At 58.2% G+C, this 21,221-nt stretch carries 18 protein-coding genes; 5 read left to right on the plus strand and 13 right to left on the minus strand.

Going from position 1 to position 21,221, the window contains the following annotated elements:
• Window positions 1–22: 22 nt before the first annotated feature.
• The gene (locus ACP2AU_RS11140; protein ID WP_426376246.1) at window positions 23–2,431 is read right to left on the minus strand and encodes a Lon protease family protein; all 2,409 of its coding nucleotides are present in this window, start codon (window positions 2,429–2,431) and stop codon (window positions 23–25) included.
• 238 nt (window positions 2,432–2,669) lie between these two features.
• Here ACP2AU_RS11140 and ACP2AU_RS11145 point away from each other — a divergent pair, with 238 nt between their 5' ends.
• The gene (locus tag ACP2AU_RS11145) at window positions 2,670–3,047 is read left to right on the plus strand and encodes a PilZ domain-containing protein (protein ID WP_426376248.1); all 378 of its coding nucleotides are present in this window, start codon (window positions 2,670–2,672) and stop codon (window positions 3,045–3,047) included.
• 380 nt (window positions 3,048–3,427) lie between these two features.
• Here ACP2AU_RS11145 and ACP2AU_RS11150 read toward each other — a convergent pair whose 3' ends face one another.
• The 5 genes from ACP2AU_RS11150 to ACP2AU_RS11170 form a co-directional block, all read right to left on the minus strand.
• Window positions 3,428–5,248, minus strand: a complete 1,821-nt coding sequence (locus tag ACP2AU_RS11150) for an SLC13 family permease (RefSeq protein WP_426376250.1) — start codon at window positions 5,246–5,248, stop codon at window positions 3,428–3,430.
• Between the two features lie 49 nt (window positions 5,249–5,297).
• On the minus strand, window positions 5,298–5,759 hold the full coding sequence (locus tag ACP2AU_RS11155) for a flavodoxin family protein (protein WP_426376308.1): 462 nt from the start codon (window positions 5,757–5,759) through the stop codon (window positions 5,298–5,300).
• Window positions 5,760–5,781: 22 nt separating this feature from the next.
• Entirely contained in the window at window positions 5,782–6,825 is a 1,044-nt protein-coding gene (gene recA / locus ACP2AU_RS11160; RefSeq protein ID WP_426376251.1) for a recombinase RecA, read from the minus strand.
• A 156-nt stretch (window positions 6,826–6,981) separates the two neighbouring features.
• Window positions 6,982–7,479 carry a nicotinamide-nucleotide amidohydrolase family protein gene (locus tag ACP2AU_RS11165; protein WP_426376253.1) on the minus strand — a complete coding sequence of 166 codons (498 nt, stop codon included), beginning with the start codon at window positions 7,477–7,479 and terminating at the stop codon, window positions 6,982–6,984.
• 12 nt (window positions 7,480–7,491) lie between these two features.
• On the minus strand, window positions 7,492–8,619 hold the full coding sequence (locus tag ACP2AU_RS11170) for an FAD-dependent oxidoreductase (protein WP_426376254.1): 1,128 nt from the start codon (window positions 8,617–8,619) through the stop codon (window positions 7,492–7,494).
• Window positions 8,620–8,736: 117 nt separating this feature from the next.
• On the opposite strand from ACP2AU_RS11170, the gene ACP2AU_RS11175 reads away from it, so the two are divergent.
• The 4 genes from ACP2AU_RS11175 (at window position 8,737) to fdxA (ending at window position 13,284) form a co-directional block, all read left to right on the plus strand.
• Window positions 8,737–9,441 carry a TIGR04283 family arsenosugar biosynthesis glycosyltransferase gene (locus ACP2AU_RS11175; protein WP_426376256.1) on the plus strand — a complete coding sequence of 235 codons (705 nt, stop codon included), beginning with the start codon at window positions 8,737–8,739 and terminating at the stop codon, window positions 9,439–9,441.
• Window positions 9,438–10,061 carry a TIGR04282 family arsenosugar biosynthesis glycosyltransferase gene (locus ACP2AU_RS11180; RefSeq protein WP_426376257.1) on the plus strand — a complete coding sequence of 208 codons (624 nt, stop codon included), beginning with the start codon at window positions 9,438–9,440 and terminating at the stop codon, window positions 10,059–10,061. Before ACP2AU_RS11175 ends, ACP2AU_RS11180 begins: the two co-directional genes overlap by 4 nt.
• A 111-nt stretch (window positions 10,062–10,172) precedes the next feature.
• On the plus strand, window positions 10,173–12,797 hold the full coding sequence (gene mutS / locus ACP2AU_RS11185; protein WP_426376259.1) for a DNA mismatch repair protein MutS: 2,625 nt from the start codon (window positions 10,173–10,175) through the stop codon (window positions 12,795–12,797).
• A gap of 163 nt (window positions 12,798–12,960) precedes the next feature.
• The gene (gene fdxA, locus ACP2AU_RS11190) at window positions 12,961–13,284 is read left to right on the plus strand and encodes a ferredoxin FdxA (protein WP_426376261.1); all 324 of its coding nucleotides are present in this window, start codon (window positions 12,961–12,963) and stop codon (window positions 13,282–13,284) included.
• A gap of 65 nt (window positions 13,285–13,349) precedes the next feature.
• Here the strand turns inward: fdxA and ACP2AU_RS11195 are convergent, their stop codons facing one another.
• The 7 genes from ACP2AU_RS11195 to ACP2AU_RS11225 form a co-directional block, all read right to left on the minus strand.
• On the minus strand, window positions 13,350–14,387 hold the full coding sequence (locus ACP2AU_RS11195) for a hypothetical protein (protein ID WP_426376262.1): 1,038 nt from the start codon (window positions 14,385–14,387) through the stop codon (window positions 13,350–13,352).
• 131 nt (window positions 14,388–14,518) lie between these two features.
• A complete protein-coding gene (locus ACP2AU_RS11200; protein ID WP_426376263.1) occupies window positions 14,519–15,469 on the minus strand; it encodes a DegV family protein in 951 nt (316 codons plus the stop codon).
• Between the two features lie 118 nt (window positions 15,470–15,587).
• On the minus strand, window positions 15,588–16,406 hold the full coding sequence (locus ACP2AU_RS11205; RefSeq protein WP_426376264.1) for a metal-dependent hydrolase: 819 nt from the start codon (window positions 16,404–16,406) through the stop codon (window positions 15,588–15,590).
• A 176-nt stretch (window positions 16,407–16,582) separates the two neighbouring features.
• Entirely contained in the window at window positions 16,583–18,796 is a 2,214-nt protein-coding gene (locus ACP2AU_RS11210) for a PepSY domain-containing protein (RefSeq protein ID WP_426376265.1), read from the minus strand.
• Between the two features lie 21 nt (window positions 18,797–18,817).
• A complete protein-coding gene (locus ACP2AU_RS11215; RefSeq protein ID WP_426376266.1) occupies window positions 18,818–19,288 on the minus strand; it encodes a DUF2271 domain-containing protein in 471 nt (156 codons plus the stop codon).
• Window positions 19,289–19,344: 56 nt separating this feature from the next.
• Entirely contained in the window at window positions 19,345–19,740 is a 396-nt protein-coding gene (locus ACP2AU_RS11220) for a PepSY domain-containing protein (protein WP_426376267.1), read from the minus strand.
• 76 nt (window positions 19,741–19,816) lie between these two features.
• The gene (locus ACP2AU_RS11225) at window positions 19,817–21,121 is read right to left on the minus strand and encodes a ferredoxin reductase family protein (protein WP_426376268.1); all 1,305 of its coding nucleotides are present in this window, start codon (window positions 21,119–21,121) and stop codon (window positions 19,817–19,819) included.
• Between the last annotated feature and the right edge of the window lie 100 nt (window positions 21,122–21,221).

The raw sequence follows: 21,221 nt of genomic DNA on the forward strand, positions 1-21,221 counted from the left end.
GTCCGTTTTATTATGGTGCCGGTCAGTGAATGGACGGGTCTTTATGATCGTCCTGGGCGTGTTCCTGCCGCTCCTGTTCACGCATTTTTTCGAGCCGCTGCTGGATAATGCCAAAAACACTCTGCTTCGGGTACCGGCCTTTGTCATCCGCTTTACCCGCAGGCTTGCCCAGTAACAGGGTAATAGCCTCTTCCACCCGGGCAACCGGATACACGGCAAACCGGCCAGCACGGGACGCCTGAACCACCTCGCTGTCCAGCATCAGATTCTGGACATTGGTCGCCGGTATAATGACGCCCTGGCTACCGGAGAGACCGCCTGTTAGCTCGCAAGTGGCAAAGAAACCCTCAACTTTTTCATTGGCTCCACCAATAGGTTGCACCTCACCAAACTGGTTGACCGATCCAGTGATTGCCAGATCCTGCCTTACCGGGATACCAGACAGAGCCGACACAAGCGCACAAAGTTCCGCCAGCGAGGCACTATCGCCATCTACTTCGCCATAGTTTTGTTCAAACGTAAGGCTGGCAGACAAGTGCATGGGGTCATTCACGGCAAAGTGAGATGACAGCCAGGAGCTCAGAATCATCACACCCTTGGAATGGATGTTGCCACCAAGCTTCACATCGCGCTCGATATCGATAACCTCGCCATCACCATAGTAGCAGCTCGCCGTCACACGATTGGACAAACCAAACTCGAACCCGCCCGTCGACAGAACCGACAGGGCGTTGACCTGGCCCACGCAGGTGCCGGAAGTGCTCACCAGAGTGGAGCCATCGCGGATGGAATCGTAGAACTGATCGCGGATACGGCTGCTGCGATAGCGGGCGCTTTCCAGTGCGCGCTCAATATGCACATCGGTGATCAGCCTGGCGCCGGCCTGGCGAGCCCAGAAATCGGACTCCCGTAACAGGTTGGCAATATCGGCCGCGTGCAACGACAGACGGTCCTGATGCTCTGCCATTCGGGCACTGTGTTCAATAACCCGCGCCACCGCCTTGTTGGTGCAATGCAGCAGCTTTTTCTCGTCTACGAGGCTGGCAATAAACTTGGCATAAAGAAGCTGGCTCTCTTCCGTGCGGTACATCTCGTTCTCGAAATCAGCAGTCACCCGGAACAGCTCGGCAAACTCGGGATCGTATTCCTGCAGCAGCATCCAGGTTTCGCGGTCGCCGAACAGCACGATCTTGACGTTCAGTGGCACGGCTTCCGGCTCAATAGAGATCGTGCCCGACAGGGTTAACTCCCGCTCCAGCGAATTGATCTGGATAGACCTGGAGCGCAACGCACGCTTGAGACCATCCCACACGAACGGCTGCTCCAGCACCTTGATGGCATCCATAAGCAGATAGCCACCATTAGCACGATGCAGGCTTCCGGCTCGAATCAGGGAAAAGTCTGTAAACACGGTGCCCTTGTAGGTAACGTTTTCAACATAGCCGAACAGGTTGTGATACGTGGGGTTATCTTCCACTTCCACAGGCACTTCGTTGGTTTTCTGGTGCACCAGCACGTTGACCTGGTAACGCCGGGGCATTTTCTTGTCCAGCGACGCCCAGGCGATGGCCGCCTGCTCTTCGTCGTCTTCCAGAAAAATGTCCAGATTGTCCACCAGGTCTTTGCGAACCGCTTCCAGATAGGCAACTACATCTGGCTGGTCACGGTACTTCTCCGCCAGTTCATCAATCTGGTGGCCGGAGATACCCTCAAGGGTTTCCTGGTTCAGAGCCTGCTGTTTGTCCGCGTATTCCTGCTCCCAGTCCGCCATTTTCCGCAATGCCTGGCGAAGCTTTTTTTCCAGCTTGTTGATGGCATCCTCAAACTTGTCCCGCTGCTCTTGCGTCAGGGCCTGAAAGCTCTCTGCGGTATGTGGCTCATCCCCATGCATCGCAACCAGACGGTAGCCGCCAGGCGTAGTAACCGTCAGGCTCACCTTTTTGCGCTTGGCCTGGGCAGCCACCTTGGCCAGTTCGTCTTCCTGCATCTTGCCGTATTCGTTCTTCAGCTGCTCTGAACGCTCCAGAAAGCTGTCACTGTCAAACGTCTGGGGGATTGTCTTCACCAGCCGCGTCATCAGTTTTTCCATGTCCTGCTTCAGCTTTGTGCCCATGCCACCCGGCAGCTGAAGCAGCTTGGGATTCCGTGGCTCTTCGAAATTGGCGACATAGCACCAGTCGTGGCTTTGCTGAAGGGTGTCCACATGATGCTCAAGGTAACGGAGCATCATGGTGCGCTTGCCCAATCCGTTCCGGCCAACGGCGTAAACGTTGTAGCCGCCATGAGGCATGGCCAGGGCAAAGCGAACCGCTTCCTGGGCACGGTTCTGGCCAACGATTTCGGCCAGAGGCTCCAATTGCCTTGTGGTCTTGAACGGCAGATCTTTGAGGACGCAGGCTTTATACAGCTGGTGCAGGGGCAGAGACTTCAAATTGGCTTCCCGTAACGGTCATTTTGTCGAACTTCAGGTGGGCCATTGTAGTGCCTGTATGCGGGCCTGTCGCCTACCTCGTCCGGATTTGTGGGATGCCGCCAGCCAGCGACAGAAGTGCCAACTCGGTCACACATCAGGCTGCGGTCATTTTTCAACCAGCCGCTCAATTACTACACTTCCTTACCCGTATGGGATACGGTCACGAAAACTACAAAAATGTGTGATAACTGAAACTATGGCGAACCACTCTACAGATCGTCGCATCAAAGATCGCTTCCCGGCGTCCTGCCTGAGGGTGCAGCTGCGTGAGCGCGGTCTGTTCTGGCGGGGCAGACAACCGGTTACGGTTACCTGTCTGGACATGAACCGCTACGGCATGGCCGTGCTCTGCCCAAGACCGATCGACATCGGTGTTCGCTTGTTCCTGGATATTGAAGGCAAGTACATCAGCGAATCGCGGGTGGGCGCCAGAGTCATTGCCTGCCAACCCTTTCAGACCGGGTATCGGGTAAGCCTCCAATTTGCCTACTGCCTCGACAAGAACGCCTACTCCCGGGCCATGGACAACGCTTTGTCACGTATCGAGGGTTTTTACAACCGTTACGCGAGCTGATCAGATCAGCCCGGCTTCCAGTACAGTCCCGTGGTAGTACTCTCGATGGCCTGGCCCGCGCCCGTGCCATTATGGCCGCCAAGCTTCCCTTTGTTCCAGGGAGCTTTGCTGAGAGGAAATGTCATGACGTGGCCCTCTTTCTTTGGAGGGAAAGGGCCTTTAAGTATGGTTCAGATGATTGTTCTCTGCGCCCCAACCTGGTCCCAAAGCGCTACGTTTTTCACCACCCGGACCATCTCTTTCCAGGGACCGCAACGTCCGTATTGTCGGACCCCAAACTACGGAAGGTTTGATGCACGCCCATTTTTCCATCACCAATGCGGCTGCGCTGGCTGCGACGGTGTCTTTGAGAGATATGAAAAAGGCTTTAGGGAGAGACCTCAAAACGGAAAAAGCAGCGGCGTAAGCCAGATTACCATGCCCATGGCAAGCAGTTGCAGGGGCACCCCTACCTTGGCGAAATCGAGGAAACGATAGTTTCCCGGTGCAAGTACCAGAGTGTTGACCGGCGAGGCAATGGGGGTGGCAAAGGCGGTGGACGCCGCCAAGGCCACGGTCATTAACACCGGTTCGGGATTGACCCCCATTTGCTGCGCAGTGGCAATGGCAATGGGGGCCACCAGCACGGTAGTCGCGGTATTGGAGATAAACTGACTGAAAACGGATGTCAGCAGAAACAGGCTGACGCAGAGTGCACGGGGACCGGCATCGCCAAGGCCAGCCACAAGCTGGTCGACAATCAGTGCCAGGGCACCGCTTCGTTCCATCGCCAGCGCCAGCGGTAACAGTCCGGCAATCAGGACCAGGCTGGTGGCGTTGAGGGATCGATAGGCTTCCGGCAGTGTCACGCAGCCACTGCCGATCATTGCCAGCGCAGCCAGCAGAACAGCGGTCAGGTTCGATGTCAGGCCGCTAACCATCAGCACCAGCATCCCGAACATAATCGCCAGCGCAAGCGGGGCACGCTGGCCGTGGCTGGGCACGTCTTCCATTTCCTCGGGCGTGTCCAGCAGGACAAAGTCACGCTCCTGCTGCAATTCACGTAGCCGGTTCCAGCCACCTGCCAGCAATAGGGTGTCGTTTTCTTCCAGGCAGGTAGCACCAAACTGAGTGGCTAAAGGCTGTCCCGTCCGCCGGACACCAATAACACTGAGCTGGAACCGTTCACGGAAGCGCCCCTCCTTGAGGGTCTTCCCGATCAGTGAAGATCTGCGTCTCAGTGCCACCTCTGCCACCCCGAACTCCTTCCTGGCCCGCTCCATTTCAGCCTCAGGAAATCCCAGAGACGACAGGCGCTGTGTCAAACACAATTGTTCAACAGCTTCGGGTGAACCATACACCAGCAGCCGGTCGCCGGCCTCTATGCGGGATTCCGCCAGAACCGGCACCAGAGTGGAAAGTAATCGCCCCGCCCGTCGGATGCCAAAAAGCGTGACTTCGTAGCGTGTACGCAGGGCGGCCTCGGCCGCGGTTTTGCCGGCCAGCCCCGAGCCTGCAGGCACCGCAAGCAGGTGCAGCTGATCGGCAATGTCGTACCGTTGGGCAAATTCTGCCAGGGGAGGGTGGGCTGCACCGCGTTTCTCTACTATGCGGGTGGGCAGCAGGTGACGGGCAACGAAAATCAGGTAGAGCCCGGCCACCAGAAGCACCACAAGGCCAATGGGCGTGAAGTCAAAAAATCCGAAAGGGGTCATGCCGGATTCGCTCATCTGGCTGGCGACCACCAGATTGGGCGGCGTTCCGATGAGCGTCAGCATACCTCCTACCAGGGAAGCATAGGCCAGCGGAATCAGCAGGCGGGCCGGGTTCATTCCTGAACGTCGAGCCATGCTCAGTACTACAGGGAGCAATAGCGCTACGGCGCCGGTTGAGCTCATGAAGGCTGAGAGCAGCGCAGTGAGGGGAATGAGTACAGCCAGCAGGCGGGTCTCGTCAGATCCACCTACCCGCAGCAGCCACTGCCCTGCAGCTGCAGCAACACCGGTCCGGAAAAGCCCTTCGCCCACCACAAACAGGGCAGCGATCATCACCACCAGCGGGTTTCCGAAGCCGGAGACCGCCTCGCCGGGAGAGATCAAGCCGGACAGGGCAAGCACAGCGACCACCAGTAGCGCGACCATATCCATACGGATTCTGTCGATCAGAAAAAGACCGACAGTGGCCGCAAGCAGCGTGAGGACGAAAATAATCTCGGCGTTCACAGGCAGTTTCCTTCAGCGGGCAAAAGCGGTCGTCGTTAACAGAGTTATCTCAGATAATGCCCGCTTCCAGGCTAGCCGCCACGTACATCCCGAGCTCAGAGCACTGAGCTTCAAAATCTTCCCGATATTCACCCCGGCAGATCAGAGGCTCCTGAGCCAGCTTCCAGCGCAGTCCTGTGGTAATACTTTCGATGGCTCGGCGTGTGCCCGTGCCATCATGGCCGGCACGAATGTAAAAGCTAAAAGGCAGCCCCTGGGTCTTCTCCAGGCAGGGATAATAGCAGCGATCAAAAACGTCTTTGATCAAACCGGCCATATAGCCGAGGTTTTCAGTGGTGCCGAGGATGATGGCATCACAGGTGAGAATGTCTTCCGGCCCGGTGTCCAGAGGAGCCTTGACGACAACGTCAATATCTTCAATATCCGGATGGCGGGCGCCGCCTGCAACGGCGTCCCGCAACCGGACGGTATTCGGGGATGGAGCATGGGCAACAATCAGCAATCGCTTCATCATTTGCCTCCACCCCTTCGGATCAGAGCAGCTCGCCGTTCGCTTCGGCGGGGGCCTCGGCCGCCTCTTTCTTGTCCGGCTTCGGCATCAGCTTGTCGCGCACTTTGGCTTCAATCTCATGGGCCATGTCCAGATTCTCTTCCAGGAACTTGCAGGCATTCGCCTTACCCTGGCCGATCTTGTCTCCGTTGTACGCGTACCAGGCGCCGGACTTGTCCACAAAGCCCTCTTTAACGCCCATGTCCAGCACTTCGGCCATGTGGTAAATGCCCTTGCCGTACATAATCTGGAACTCGGCCTGCCTGAACGGTGGTGACACCTTGTTTTTGACGACTTTCACGCGGGTTTCGTTACCCACCACTTCGTCACCGTCTTTCACCGCGCCAATACGACGGATATCCAGCCGCACGGACGAGTAGAATTTCAGAGCATTACCGCCTGTGGTGGTTTCCGGCGAGCCGAACATCACGCCGATTTTCATTCGGATCTGGTTGATAAACACCATCAGGCAGTTGGCGTGCTTCACGTTACCGGTCAGCTTCCGCAGGGCCTGGGACATCAAACGGGCCTGCAGGCCCACGTGGCTGTCGCCCATTTCACCTTCGATTTCCGCCTTCGGGGTCAGGGCCGCCACCGAGTCAACAATGATGACATCAACCGCATTGGAACGTACCAGCATATCGGCAATTTCCAACGCCTGCTCGCCGGTATCTGGCTGGGAAACCAGCAGTTCATCGACGTTAACGCCCAGCTTTTCCGCGTAGACCGGGTCCAGGGCGTGCTCGGCATCCACGAACGCACAGGTTTTGCCTTGCTTCTGCGCTTCGGCAATTACTTGCAGGGTCAGCGTGGTTTTACCGGAACTCTCAGGCCCGTAGATTTCCACAATCCGGCCATACGGCAAACCACCAATACCCAGGGCGACATCCAAACCGAGAGAGCCAGTGGATACAGCAGGAATCGCTTCACGGGGCTGATCGCCCATTTTCATCACGGCACCTTTGCCGAATTGGCGTTCAATCTGGCTCAATGCTGCGCCTAGCGCCTTCTTGCGGTTATCTTCCATTCTTGCAAACCCTCGTTACCTGAGCCGCTCCACCCTCTCGGTCAATGCGGCGAATCCGGAGAAAACCTGAATAGTCATCCAGTATTTTCCTGTATATTTGAACAGTATTAAAACACATGGCCAGAACGAGACCAACCCCTGGCAAGGGGAAATTCGTCACAGTGTTTCAACGAAACTGGCAACTTCCTGTAAAGCATACAAAACCGATTGCCTGCGCACCTCATCTCTGTCGCCCTCAAAATACATCACACGGGCTTCAACCCGGTCTGCCCCGCCCCAGGCAAACCAGACAGTCCCAACGGGTTTATCGGCACTTCCGCCTCCTGGCCCGGCAACGCCGCTGACGGCCACGGCAACATCAACGCCCACGGCATCCACCGCGCCCTGCACCATCTGTCGTACCACGGGCTCGCTTACCGCGCCGTACTGCTCCAGCGTTGTTTCCTTTACCCCCAGAATTCCCTGTTTGGCATCATTACTGTAGGTCACCAGGCCTGCCATCAGGTATCCGGACGATCCGGCCCTGTCGGTCAGCACCTTGGCCACCCAGCCTCCGGTGCAGCTTTCTGCTGTGGCAATGGTCAGCCCCTTACGCTCAAGTACCTGCCCCAGCGCATCACCAGCATCTGCCAACTGCCTGTCTGTCACCTTCATCGTATTCTCCTGTTAATGACCACCGCCGGCGACCTGTTCAACCTCCGGAAAACTGTCAACAAATCCCCGGTCGATGCGGTCTTTCCAGCGCCACACCCAGGCCCCAGAAAAAGTCAGAGGGCCATAACTTCCGATCGCCGTCTGATCGCCCGACGCTAGCAAATACAACGAAAAGCGGCGCGGATAAAAGCGTTTCAGCGGCTCGTCACATACCGCGGCGGCGAGGTTACGGGCCAATATCGGCCCCGCCCGAACGGCATGAACCCCAGACCGGTCCAGGCGCCGGTCTACCCTCGCACAGGCATCGCCTGCGGCAAACACGTTCGGGTGTGAGGTACTGCGATGACAGGCATCCACGCTGACAAATCCGGCCTCATCCGTGGCCAGGTCACTGTTAGCGAGAAATGGCAACGCCTTCGCCCCCGTAGACACCAATACGACATCGGCACGAATGTCACCACCCCGGCCGAGATGAACCCCGTTTGCCAGCGGCTCGCCATAGTCTTCAATAACCTCCACCCCGCTTCGGACCAGCGCCCGATGCGCGAGCCGGCGAAAACGAGGCCGAAAATCCGGAACCGCACCCTTGCCGCCAGCCACCAGCACAACGTAAGCTCCGCCCTGCCCCTCCAGCCACCGGGCGATGGCCATGGCCAGCTCGGCTCCGCCCGCTCCGCCTCCGAGCACGGCAACGCAAGGGCCTTGGCGAGTGTCGAGTGATGAGCTGGCTTGTTGCCAGGTTTCGGCAAAACGCTCGATGGGTTTAACGCCCACCATCGCTGCTTCCGCCCCTGGGCACCCGGGCACACTGTTACTGGCAGAGCCGACATCAATCGATAGAAAATCGTAGGTCAGCCGCTTACCACTGGCCAGCGTGATGACCTGCTCTTTCGCCTTCAACCCATCAGCCCGATCAAGCACGAGTTGACCACCGGCGGCCGTAACCATAGGCTCAACCGGCACGCGGCACTGATCGAGCCGATAATGGCCCGCAACCCAGCCAGGAATCATGCCGGAGTAGTACTGCCAGGAAGATGGCGTAATCACCACCAGTTCGGTATCTGGCAGCGGATGACGCGCAAAGTGCTGCAAAGCCACCATATGCGCGTGGCCGGCACCCAGTAAAACCAGTCGCTTCATTCACTCATCCTCTGTTATCCGCTGGCCCGACACTCGTACGTGATGACAACGGGACCCGTTCACCATGCTCAACATCCTGGCCTCTGATATGCTCTTCACCGGAGGCGACCGACACCCATGTTCCAACAACAACTCACGAGGGAAGATCCCTCGCTGGCGATCATCGTTCCCGTACTGAATGAAATGCAGGGCATAAACGCACTGCTGGACCATCTCCGGTTCTGGCAGCGGCGCGGCGCTGAGGTCATTGTGGTGGATGGCGGCAGCAACGACAATTCGGAGGCGGTTATCCGCTCGCGTGGCTTTACCGTTATCCGCTCAGCCCAAGGGCGCGCTCTGCAGATGAATGCCGGTGCCAATGCCAGCACCGCACCCTATCTGCTATTTCTGCACGCCGACACTCGCTTGCCGGAACACGCCGATGCCCGCATCTTCGCACACCTGCGCACTTCGCTTCTGGCCTGGGGCCGTTTTGATGTGCGCATAGAGGGCCGATCACGGTTACTGCCCCTCATTGGTACATTGATGAATATCCGCTCAAGACTTACCGGCATCGCGACCGGGGATCAGGCACTTTTTCTTACTCGGGCACTGTTCAACAAAGTGGGTGGTTTTCCTGAACAGCCCTTGATGGAAGACGTGGAATTCAGTAAACGATTGAAACACATCGTCCCCCCGGTTTGCCTGAGAGACCAGGTCGTTACCTCTGGCCGGCGCTGGGACGAGCGCGGCAGCTGGCGGACCATTCTTTTAATGTGGCAGTTACGCTGGGCATACTGGCGCGGCGTTCCGGCAGACCAACTGGCAGCCCGTTATCAATGAGCAAAACACGTATTATCCTGATCGCCAAAGAGCCCCGCCCGGGGCACGTGAAAACCCGGCTGATCCCGGCCCTGGGTGAGGCCGGCGCTGCGCAGCTTGCAGACCGAATGCTACGCCACACGCTGGCGCAGGCACTGGCGGCCAATATCGGCCCGGTTGAACTCTGCGTCAGTCCGGATCCGGCAGCGGTTTACTGGCAACAGCCCGGTCTCGGTGATCGCGCCATCCTGTCTTCCCAGGCTGGGGGCGACCTTGGCCACCGCATGGCAGAGGCGGCCCAAAAGGCCCTGAACGATGGTTCCCCCGTCATCCTGATCGGAACCGACTGCCCGGATCTGACAGCAAACCGGTTACAGCAAATGGCTCGCCAGCTCCAGCACCACGATGCCTGTATGTGCCCGGTGGCTGATGGCGGCTATGCCCTGCTGGGGCTTCAACGCTTCAACGCCACGCTTTTTTCAGAGATTCCCTGGAGTACAGCAGCGGTGGCCGACATTACACGGCGACGATTAGCGGCGCTGGGATGGCGGCTGGCAGAGAGCGACCCGCTGAATGACGTTGACGAGCCGGCCGATTTGGAAAAGCTGATGACGGATCACCCGGAACTGATGGTTTCCTGAGGCACTGGTCGGCTGCTGGCGCCCCCGGACCGTGATACCATCGCGGGTTTTCAAAAGCCCCGACGGCACACCACCGACCTTGCCGATCATTGCCGGAAAAATTGAGGAATTATGACGGATCTGTCCAAGCACACCCCGATGATGCAGCAGTACCTGAAAATCAAACGGGAGCACCCGAACGAGCTGGTGTTCTACCGCATGGGGGATTTCTACGAGCTGTTTTACGACGACGCCAAAAAAGCTGCGGAATTGCTGGACATCACCCTGACCGCCCGGGGCCAGTCCGGCGGCAACCCCATCCCCATGGCCGGGGTGCCGTTCCACGCCGCAGAGGGCTACATTGCCCGCATGGTGCGTGCAGGACAATCCATCGCCATTGCCGAACAGATTGGCGATCCGGCCACCAGTAAAGGGCCGGTAGAGCGCCAGGTGGTGCGTGTAGTTACCCCCGGCACCCTGAGCGACGAAGCGTTTCTGGAAGACCGGCGGGATAATCTGCTGGTGTCTATTTTCAATCATAAAGAACAGTTTGGTTTTGCCTCGCTGGACATTTCCAGTGGTCGCTTTGCAGTGGCGGAACTGGACAGCCTGGAAGCCCTGCAAGGCGAACTGCAGAGGCTGCTGCCGGCGGAAATCCTGATCAGTGAAGACTTCCCCTATGGCGAAATCCTGGAAGGATTCACCGGCGTACGCCGACAGGGCCCCTGGCTGTTTGAAGCGGATTCAGCCCGGCGGGTGATCACTCAGCAGCTGCAGGTACGGGACCTCACCGGCTTTGGCTGTGAAGAGCTCCACCTGGCTGTTTGCGCCGCCGGATGCTTGTTGCAGTATGCCCGGGAAACCCAGCGTACCGCTCTGCCACATATTCGGAAGCTCACCCGCGAGCGTCGGGAAGACGCCGTCATTCTCGACGCCGCCAGCCGCCGCAACCTGGAAATCGACACCAACCTGATGGGCGGGAACCAATACACTCTGGCCTGGGTGATGGACCGCACCGCTACCGCCATGGGGGCACGGGAACTTCGCCGCTGGCTGAACCGGCCCCTGCGGGATGTCAATGTCGTCCGTCAGCGCCAGCAAGCGGTTTCCGCACTGCTGGATGGATTTCACTACGAGCCCATCCACGATCTGCTCAAACAGGTGGGGGATATCGAACGCATCCTGGCTCGGGTGGCCCTGCGCTCGGCACGCCCCCGGGACCTGGCCCGCCTGAGGGACGCCTTCCAGACCCTGCCCTCTCTGCAAGAGGCCCTGAAGCCGGTCAATTCCCATCACCTGGTGAAGCTTGCCACGATTATCGGCGAATACCCCGACCAGGCGGATCTTCTGGAGCGGGCCATCATCGACAATCCCCCGGTGGTTATCCGTGATGGTGGCGTGATTGCCGAGGGCTTTGACGAGGAGCTGGACGAGCTGCGCAACATCAGTGAAAACGCCGGCCAATACCTGCTGGATGTTGAAACCCGCGAGCGCGAACGCACCGGCATTTCCACCCTCAAGGTGGGCTACAACCGGGTACACGGTTACTACATTGAAATCAGCCGTGCCCAGTCTGCACAGGCGCCGGTAGACTACATTCGCCGCCAGACCCTGAAAAACGCCGAGCGCTTCATCACCCCCGAACTGAAAGAATTTGAAGACAAGGCCCTCAGCGCCAAAAGCCGGGCCCTGGCCCGTGAGAAAGGCCTGTATGACGACGTTCTGGAAACCGTGGCCGAACAGCTGGCGCCCTTGCAGGACGCCGCTCAGGCCCTGGCCGAACTCGACGTGTTGAGCAACTTCGCCGAGCGAGCCACCTCCCTGCGCTTTACCGCGCCGGAATTTACCGACCAACCCGGTTTTAACGTGGAGGAAGGCCGGCACCCGGTGGTGGAACAGCTACTGGACGAACCGTTTGTGCCCAACAACCTGCTGATGGACACGAAACGCCGGATGCTGGTGATCACAGGCCCGAACATGGGGGGTAAGTCCACCTATATGCGCCAGGCGGCGCTGATTGCCCTGCTGGCCTATACCGGCAGTTTCGTCCCCGCCGACCGCGCGGTGCTGGGCCCGGTGGACCGCATCTTCACCCGCATGGGTTCTTCAGACGACATTGCCGGTGGCCGCTCCACCTTCATGGTGGAAATGACCGAAACCGCCAACATCCTGCACAATGCCACCGAACACAGCCTGGTGTTAATGGATGAAGTGGGCCGGGGCACCAGTACCTTCGATGGCCTCTCCCTGGCCTGGGCCACTGCGGAGCACCTGGCGAAAAACATCTGCTGCTATACCCTGTTCGCCACGCACTATTTCGAACTGACCCAACTGGCCGACGAGCTGGAGCACGCGGTAAACGTGCACCTGACCGCCACGGAACACGACGACTCCATCGTGTTTCTGCACAATGTCCACGACGGCCCGGCGAGCCAGAGCTACGGCCTGCAAGTCGCCAAACTGGCCGGGGTGCCGCAGGATGTGATTCGCAACGCCAAGGCTCAGCTGGCGCACCTGGAAGGCACGGAAGCAGCCAACAGCAGTGCTACCGTGGCGGAACGCCCCGCCGCCCCCGCACCGTCTGCTCAGCCAGCAACAAAAACCGGCAGTGTGGATTCGGCGTTCCAGGGCGATATGTTTACTATCGCGGAGCCAAGTGCCGTGGAACAGGCACTGGAAAAGCTGGATCTTGATGGGCTCACCCCCAGGGACGCGCTGAATCAGCTTTACGAGCTCCAGAGATTGCTGGAAAAATAATGGCAATCTGAGCCAAACTTGATCTGGGTAATAACGATATAGCAGGCCAATGCTTGCGGCAGTGGAGGGGGCTCCCTACAATATCGCTCCAAATTATAACCGGGGCCGAGTAACTCACAGGCTCCTGATGAGACTGAATCTTCTACGAACCAGGGATCTGACTATGGCGTTTATCGTTACTGATAACTGCATCAAGTGCAAATACACCGACTGTGTAGAAGTCTGCCCGGTGGACTGCTTCTACGAAGGCCCCAACTTCCTGGTCATCGACCCGGACGAGTGTATCGACTGCGCACTGTGTGAACCGGAGTGCCCGGCCGAGGCCATCTTCTCCGAAGACGAACTGCCGGCAGGTCAGGAAGCCTTCGTGGAAATCAACGCCGATCTGGCTGGCAAGTGGCCGAATATCACAGAGAAGAAAGACCCGCTGCCTGAAGCAGAAGAGTGGGACGGCAAGCCCGACAAGCTTCAGTATCTGGAGCGCTAAGGCTCAATTATCGAAAAGGCCGGAGGTATCCCCTCCGGCCTTTTTGTTTCTGTCCTGTTACAGTCTCAACCATCCACACCCGCCAACAGCTTTTTGGCGGCAGTGGAGCGATAGAAAGGCTCCAGGCGCCGCCTCAGCAGAGCTTCTAGATACCCTTCCTCACGGAGCACATCCACCAGCGGCACACCCACCGCTTCCAGCTCCGCAATAATCACCTCCTGTGTGACACCCAGTTCGTTCAGCAGGTTCATTACCGGCTGATCGCCGTAACGCGCATACAACCCATCAACAACCGCCTGGGCGCAACCCTGGAAATAGGGGGTCTGGCGATAATGCAGCCAGAAGTCATAGCCCAACACCACAAATTCCTGCAGCTGGACATCCCCCAGCCCATCCTGTAACTCGGCGATGCTCCGGTCTTCCAGCGAAACCCAGGCCGCCATCACCGTATCCCGCAACTCGTCATCGCTCAGTGCCTTTTGCAGAAACTGCTCGCTTCGGACAATCAGGCTCGGCAAGCTTTCGGACAACCAGGCTTTGATCCGGCGCTCGAAGGTTTCATCCAGCCCCGGCACGGCCTTGTTGGCCATCTTTTTGCCGAACTTCATCATTGAGCCTACACCCGGCACCGAACGGGTAATCAGATTATCCTCGTAGAGGTAGCTCACCAGACCGTGATAGACCACATTCGACACCAACTCCTGATAGACCGGGTGCGCCATGATTTCAATGATCACCCGCTCGCGCTGGTGCCTTAGTTCAAGGGCCTCCTCAACGAAAGCGCTGGCCTGCTCCCGGGATAAAATATCACCCAGCCGGGTTTCCTTCTGAACCGGTGCGTTCACAACCTCGGTCGCCAGCTCTGCCGCCAGCTCGGGAATGCCCGCATCCAGCTCCATGTCTATCACCACCCGCCGGATCAGGTTCATAACCTGGTCCGGGCTGATAACGCGCGCCAGAGTAATGGTCTGCGCGTGCTCCAGCAGCGCCTCAACTTCCCGGTGCAGGAACTTCTTCAATTTGGCGCCCTTCAGGGCACTCAACTCATGCCTGACATGGGCTTCGAGCAGTTCGTCGGCCAGCGTTGCAGTGGGTTGGGTCATAAGCCTGTTTTCCTTTGGCGAGTTCGTGAGTCGGGCACCGAGGCTAACACGTTCATGCCGATGACGGGTTTGCCGGAAACACGGCGGCGGGCAGTACACCGGGCCAGTCAGAGGAACCGGCCCGCGCAGGTTTACTGAAAATCACTGAACTCGTGAGGCTCCGATGCCAGTGCCAGGCAGATACTGCCGGGCCCCACATAAATGGCGCTGGTGATGCCCATCTGCGACAACAACAGCTCAACTCCGTTCTTTTCACAGGCGTCCCGAAGTCGGTTCAGGCCCGGCAGATCCTCAATTTCCGTCCAGCTCAAACCGCACGACAGACTCACGTACGGGGTCAGCAAACCGGCTTCCACCCGGGCAATGGCATAGTTCATGACCTTTTCCACCGCGACATCAAAGTGGCGGGTCTTGGCCACTGGCTTGCCTTCAACACCCTGGCCAAATATCACCGGAATGATGTTCAGCGCCTTGCCAAGAAAAGCAGCCAAGGCGGACACGCTTTTATCACCACGTCGCCGGGCACGCTCGCGGATGTAATGAAGGTCCCGAGGGATCACGCAGGTGTATATCTTGTCGGTGAAATTTTCCACTTCATGACGCAGTACGTTCTTCGAAACTTTCTCGCCAATCAGTTTCAGGGTATGGGCCGCCAACAATCCCTGACCGGCAAAGATCTGTTTACTATCGATAACCCGCATGGAGAACTTACCCTCACGGCCGGCCGCCTTGCGGGCTTCCTCATAGTTCGCCATCACCGAGTTCATGGCTTCGGAAGCGTTCTGGTAGATCAGGCTGCGGCTTCGGGTAACGGTTTCACAGATGGCCACATCATAATCCGTGACGATTTTCTGCATGAACAGGTCATGTATCTGACTGGCGCTGAATGCCTTGGTCTCGGCTTCGTGGCCTTTATCGAGCAAACCACTCTGATAGAACTCCTGGGTGCGAACGGGATCGTGATTGTCGATATAAGTCTGGCCATCGATAATGGCGGTCACCGGCAACACAAACAGGTCATGCTTGCGGGCAAATTCGTAAGGCAGGTCACAAGCGCTATCAACAATAAGGCCAACTCGCATATTCAACATCTCCCGGCTCGGGCGCATCCTGTGGCAGGTGGGCCCTTTTTATGATTATTGTTGGTTCAGGCACCCCGTTTTGCACTGGGCATGAAATACCTTGGCGGCCAGAGGCCAATCAGGCCTCCAGCTCTTTCAGATTGGCTTCCAGTAACCCCCGGTTGTCCTGCTGCCAGGGATGAAAGCCCCGGCGAAAGTACGCCAGAAATTCAGGCAGGCACCGGCGCAGGATACCCGGCTTTCCCCACAAAAAATTAATACCGCCCACCCAGGTACGAAGGCTCCAGAGCCTGCCATCGGTTTTCAATAAACTGCAGGTGTTGAGAAAGGTGTATTTAAAGAAATTCCAGGTCACGAACAGGAATACAATCCGCCGCAGGTTTTCGTTACCCACGCAGGCACGGTAGACGTCAAACGCCACCGCCTTGTGTTCTGTCTCCTCGATCGCGTGCCAGCGCCAGAGCTTTTTCATGGTCGGGGTCGCGCCCTCCATCCATTCCGGATGGCTGAGAATGGCATTGGCCAGAACGGCCGTATAATGCTCGGCCCCGCAGGTGCCGGCCAGCTGACGGCTCGGTGGCAAGCGCCCGACCCACTCCATATGTTTGCGAAAGCGTTTATCCAGCGCGTCAATGTTGTACCCACGGGCCTTCAGAGCCTCGTTGTATTCCTTGTGTTCGCGGCTGTGCAACGCCTCCTGGCCGATAAAGCCTTTGATCTCTGCCTTGAGCTTGGGGTCGGTAATCTGGTCCCGATAAAGCCTGACCGCGTTGATGAACTGCTGCTCACCATCGGGAAACTGCAGAGAAAGCGCGTTAAAAAATGCCGTTCGAAAGGCATCGTTGCCATGCCAGAGCGTTCTCAGTTCGGTGCGCACATCAAACCTGAGATGCCTGGGTTCGACCCTGACGCCATCGGGGGTGGAGCTGATCGTCATGACAGCCTCCTGTGATCTGTTTGTTGTTATCGGGGTTTGGCTGCGAGCATTGTTTCATCGCCACAGCCAGTCTAACTCCGCTTGCTCACAGACAGGAAGGCCATCCCGGGAAAAGCAGACGCTTTGTCACAATATGACAAACTGTCACGAGACTGAATAGCTGCCCGGCAAAGCTGTCAGTATACGTCCTCCAGATAACGCCCCTGTTCTCTCAAGTCTTCCACCCCGAGACTCAAAGGCCGCAGGATCTCTTCGAACACCTGTTTCACGCCGGCAGCCATATCTCTCCCGCCACAGACCAGAATCTGAGCCCCGGTATCGACCATCTGCCGCAGCGCGGTCTGATCCTGACGGAGCTTGTCCTGAACATAGGCCTTTTCATCAGATCTTGAAAACGCGGTGCTCAATCCGGTAAGGCGATGATCCGCAAGGTAGTGCCCCAGTTCCGGTTGATAGAGGAAATCCGAATTCGGGTTCCGACCTCCCCAATACAGATACATGGGATGTCGAGCGGAGTTGTTGCGAATAAATCCCGCCAGCGGGCCAATCCCGGCACCCGCCCCAATAAGAATGACGGGCACCGTGCCACTGGCCGGGCGAAACCCTGAATTGTGGCGAATAAAAGCCGTAACGCAATCGCCCGGCGTCAAATCGTGCAGGTAACCCGAGCAAAGCCCGCCCGGCTGCTTCCGAACGCAAATTTCGAACACCCCATCGCGTGCCGACGACGCCAATGAGTAAAAGCGCGCCTTCTGGTCTTCGGGCGGCAGAATGCCGAGCAGGTCCCCGGCTTCAAAGTCCGGAATACGCTTGCGCCCCCACCGGAACAACGAGGATCGCCCCTCATCGACCGGCCGGAAGCGCAGGATGCTCGTCGGGGCGTTAACCGCCTGCCCGTAATCCACCCGGTCGACAAGCTCCAGCGGGAACGCAGCGGGTGGCGAAGGCTCGTGACTCAATGACAGTGATGTACCCAGCGCGGCACCCAGTTGATCGCCCCACTGGCTGAACCGGGCAGGCGAACAGCGGTCAATCAATTCAACGGGTTGTAGACGGCTCAGGCCTTTGTCCGATAGTGCTTCATCGACATCCAGTGCGAACTGGCAAAAGCGCGGGAATTGCCGGTCACCGAACCCCAGCACAGCATATTTCAACGCCTTCCCGGCTTTGAAATCACCAAGCCGGGCCATAAACTGACGGCCAGAAGCCGGAGCATCGCCATCGCCATAAGTAGAGGTCATTATGAGCAGCTTACTGGCCTGCGGATACGACGGCGCCAAGGCATTCATTTCCGCACAGTGCACCCGGAACCCCGCCCCGCTCAATTGCATTTGTAGCACCCGGGCAAAGCCCCGGGTCGAACCGCCCTCGCTACCAACCAGAACAATCACATCGGCTTCGGCGGCCGAAGCGTTATCGATAGCCGTTGTCGGAGACCGGCGGCGCCACCAGATCACAGCGCCCGTTACCGACAGCACCGGCACGGCAAGCGCACTAATACCGAGAATCAACCCCCACCACCAAAGGCCCTCAGCGGTATGCAAGCGCATGATCCAGTGCTGGGCCTGACTGCCCACAGACCGGCGCCTGAATTGCAGGAGCTCACCGGTGGACTGGTCAACAAACCCCGCCCCGGCCGTGGTGGTCAGGGAGTAAACATCCCGGGGGTCACCGGGATACGGAAACACCAGTTCACGGAGATCGTTGAGATCAACCCCCGAAAGCGCCTGCAGCTGATCCACCGGCTGCGGCTGGCCTCCGGAAACCTCGGCGGGAAAATCTGGCCCGAGGCTCGAGACCTCGGGAACCAGACCAAAGCGCTGAGCCGACAAGTAACTGCCGGTCAACGCCGACAACAACAGCCCCAGAGTGGCCAGCCGGGCGAGCTCGGCATGGAGGCGTGCGCTGCCGCTGCCGGCCAAAGGCCGCATCAATGCCCGCCAACCACCGCATCGACGCACCAGTAACACCAGTCCAGACACGCAGATCAAAAGCATCACGACGGCTGAAACACCCGCCAGCACCCTGCCTGGCGTATCCAACAAAAATGAACGATGCAGGTTTTTGATCCAGACAAAAAACGCCGAGGGCTGATAAGCTCCAAGGCTCTCTCCCGTGGTGGGATCAATCCGATCCGCTCCGGGCTGGCCGTTCCGGCTGTAATAAACCACAACCTGACCCGATAGATCGCGCACAATCTGCTCCGTGCCGGGGTAGTTATCAACTACCCGCCCTGCCAACTCGGCCACGCTGATCTCCCCTGCCGACAAAGGCGACACCCCGGCCCGATCCAATGCCGGCGCGATGGCCAGAATCGCACCAGTAACCGCCAGCATTACCAGGAACAGTGCCGCAATCAGACCAGGCAGGCCGTGTAATTTACGCAACATCGATCTTGCTCCCGGGTATCCTTAAAAGTCGTAACGGAAAGAGCGAACGTATCCGCGCCCAGAGACAGCCTGGCCGGCTCCGTCCGTACTCAGCGGCACAACAACATCGGCCCGGTTGTCGCGCATATCCTCAACCGCAGTGTCAACACGAATCTCATGGCCGCTGTCGATCAAAGCGTCGTCAAGCTCCAGGGTTATTTTCAGCGTGCGGCCGCTGGTAATGCTGGCGCCCGTCAGTCCGTCGTATTCGGCGGGGGCCATCCGGCTGCCGCGAGCCCAGCCGCTCAGGTGCTTGTAGTACTTGGATTTTTCCCCGGCTACCCAGAGTGTCCCCTGGTACGCTCCGGAGGCATCGGTCAAATACAGAGCCATATAGGCCCCGTCTCCACCGTAATTGAGCAACTCAGTTGTGAAGGTAACTTCACGGGCTTGTGCAAGTGCGGGCAAAGCGACTGCGGCACAGAGCCCCAGGGCGAGCAAGAACGTTTTCATACCGTAGCTCCGAAATCATGCTGTATTTCAAAATGCGAGTTGAAGCAGCGAGAGGGTTATTCCACTGTCACTGCCGGGCGCCCCTTGACGATGCCATTACCTGGCGCCGCGCGATCCGTTGGGCGCTTGTCCCGGGTTTTATGCTCACGCCACTCATTCCGCTCGTGCTTTTCGTCATCGTCATCGTCTTCCCGCTCCAGCTCCATCAGTTTGAAAGACGCCGGTGCATATTCGGCCTCGGCCCGAAACCCTTCCGGAGCCACCCCCTTCACTTCATAACAACCGTCGTCCACCTTGATGCGGTAAACGGTCCAGCCCTCAGCCTCCAGTTTCTGGCGCAGATGTTCCCGCGGCTGCCAGTCAGTCATCGGATTGTCACAGTCGTCGTCGGCCAGCAGCGGTGTGCTGAGGCACAGCACCGTGAGGCTGATAAGTACGGGTTTAGTCTTCATGGGATATCTCCTGTTGAATCCACAACACCGATTCTGGGCCCCGAACCTGACAGGGGCCTGAACGCCCGGAACCGCATTAACGGAATTGAAAAGCTTCCCGGTGAAAGCCGGCCAATCGCAGCGGTGCCACCTTCAATCCCCGCTCCAGAGCCTGCCCCAGTCCGACTGGTCCACAGAACCAGACTTCAGCACGGGCATCAGCCGGTTCACTGGCAGAAAGGTTTTCTACCGAGAGGCTCTGGCCTTTGCTGCTATCGTGAAGGTGCAGGCGGATGCCCGGAAACTTCTGGCAGAGGGTCTGAAGGCGCCCGATCACCGGATCTCGGGAAGCATTGCCGGTGCAATAATGCAGATCGGCTTCAGGCGCAGTCTGATTGGCGGCCGCGGACGCATCCAGCCAGGCCAGAAACGGTGTGATACCGATGCCGCCGGCAATCCAGATCTGATGAGCTTTACGGTTTCGGCGGTTGAAGTCGAAGCAACCATAGGGGCCTTCCACCGTTACCGATTGTCCCACACAGATTTTGTTGGCGAGATTACGGGTGAAATCGCCAAGGGCCTTGATCAGAAAGGTCGTGCGACCATCACCAAGATCAGCATTGGCAATCGTGAAAGGGTGTGAGCCCTCGGATTTGTTAAAGGTTACCAGGGCAAACTGCCCCGGCCGGTGCCCTTGCCACGCCAGCCCCAGATCTACGGTTACCTCCGTGATGTTTGGTTCCGGGGTCTCGACGGCAGCAATGGTGCCCTGCACCTGACGATGCTTACCCACTCTCCCGGACAGCGACAGCAGGCTGGCGAGGCTACCTCCTGTTAACAAGGCGGCCATCAGCCAACCGACGGGTTGGCGCCACCAATCCAGCGGCGCCAACCAAACAGCATGGAACGCCAGCAGCAGATAAAGCGCAGGCATTGCCCGATGCAGGTAACGCCAGTACCGGTAGGGAAACTTTCGCCACAGCGTAATCAACAACATGGCGAACAAAAGGTAGATGGCAAACTCGCCCACATCTTCTGCGGCATCACGCATGGTATCGATCAGTCCGCTGACGTGCAGATTGTCGAGCCGGCTGATGCCACCGAAGACCGCCTCGATGGCATCATCACCCATCTCGATCAACCAGTGCGCCGCCGCGAACGCCACCGCCAGAATGCCTGCCCACTTATGGGTACGATAAATCTTGTCCAGCCCTCCCATTGGCCACTCAAGCCAAGCAGGGCGAAGGGCCAGCATCATGGTCAGGGACATTAACGCAATGGATAGCCAACCACTAAGCAGGAGGCTCTGGTCATAGGCGGACCAGACCAAACTGGAAGTTGTCAGGCTCCATGCCCACAGCCCGGTAGCCAAAAGAATGAACGGTAATATTAACCGCATCATGGTGTCTCCCTCAGATCAGCTTAGGAAATGTTAGAGATCAGGCTAACGCCGGAACCTGACAGCCAACTGAAGCCGCTCCGGCCACCGGGCCAATTCTTGA

The organism is Marinobacter sp. VGCF2001 (genome assembly GCF_049943275.1).
Classification (GTDB): Bacteria; Pseudomonadota; Gammaproteobacteria; order Pseudomonadales; family Oleiphilaceae; genus Marinobacter.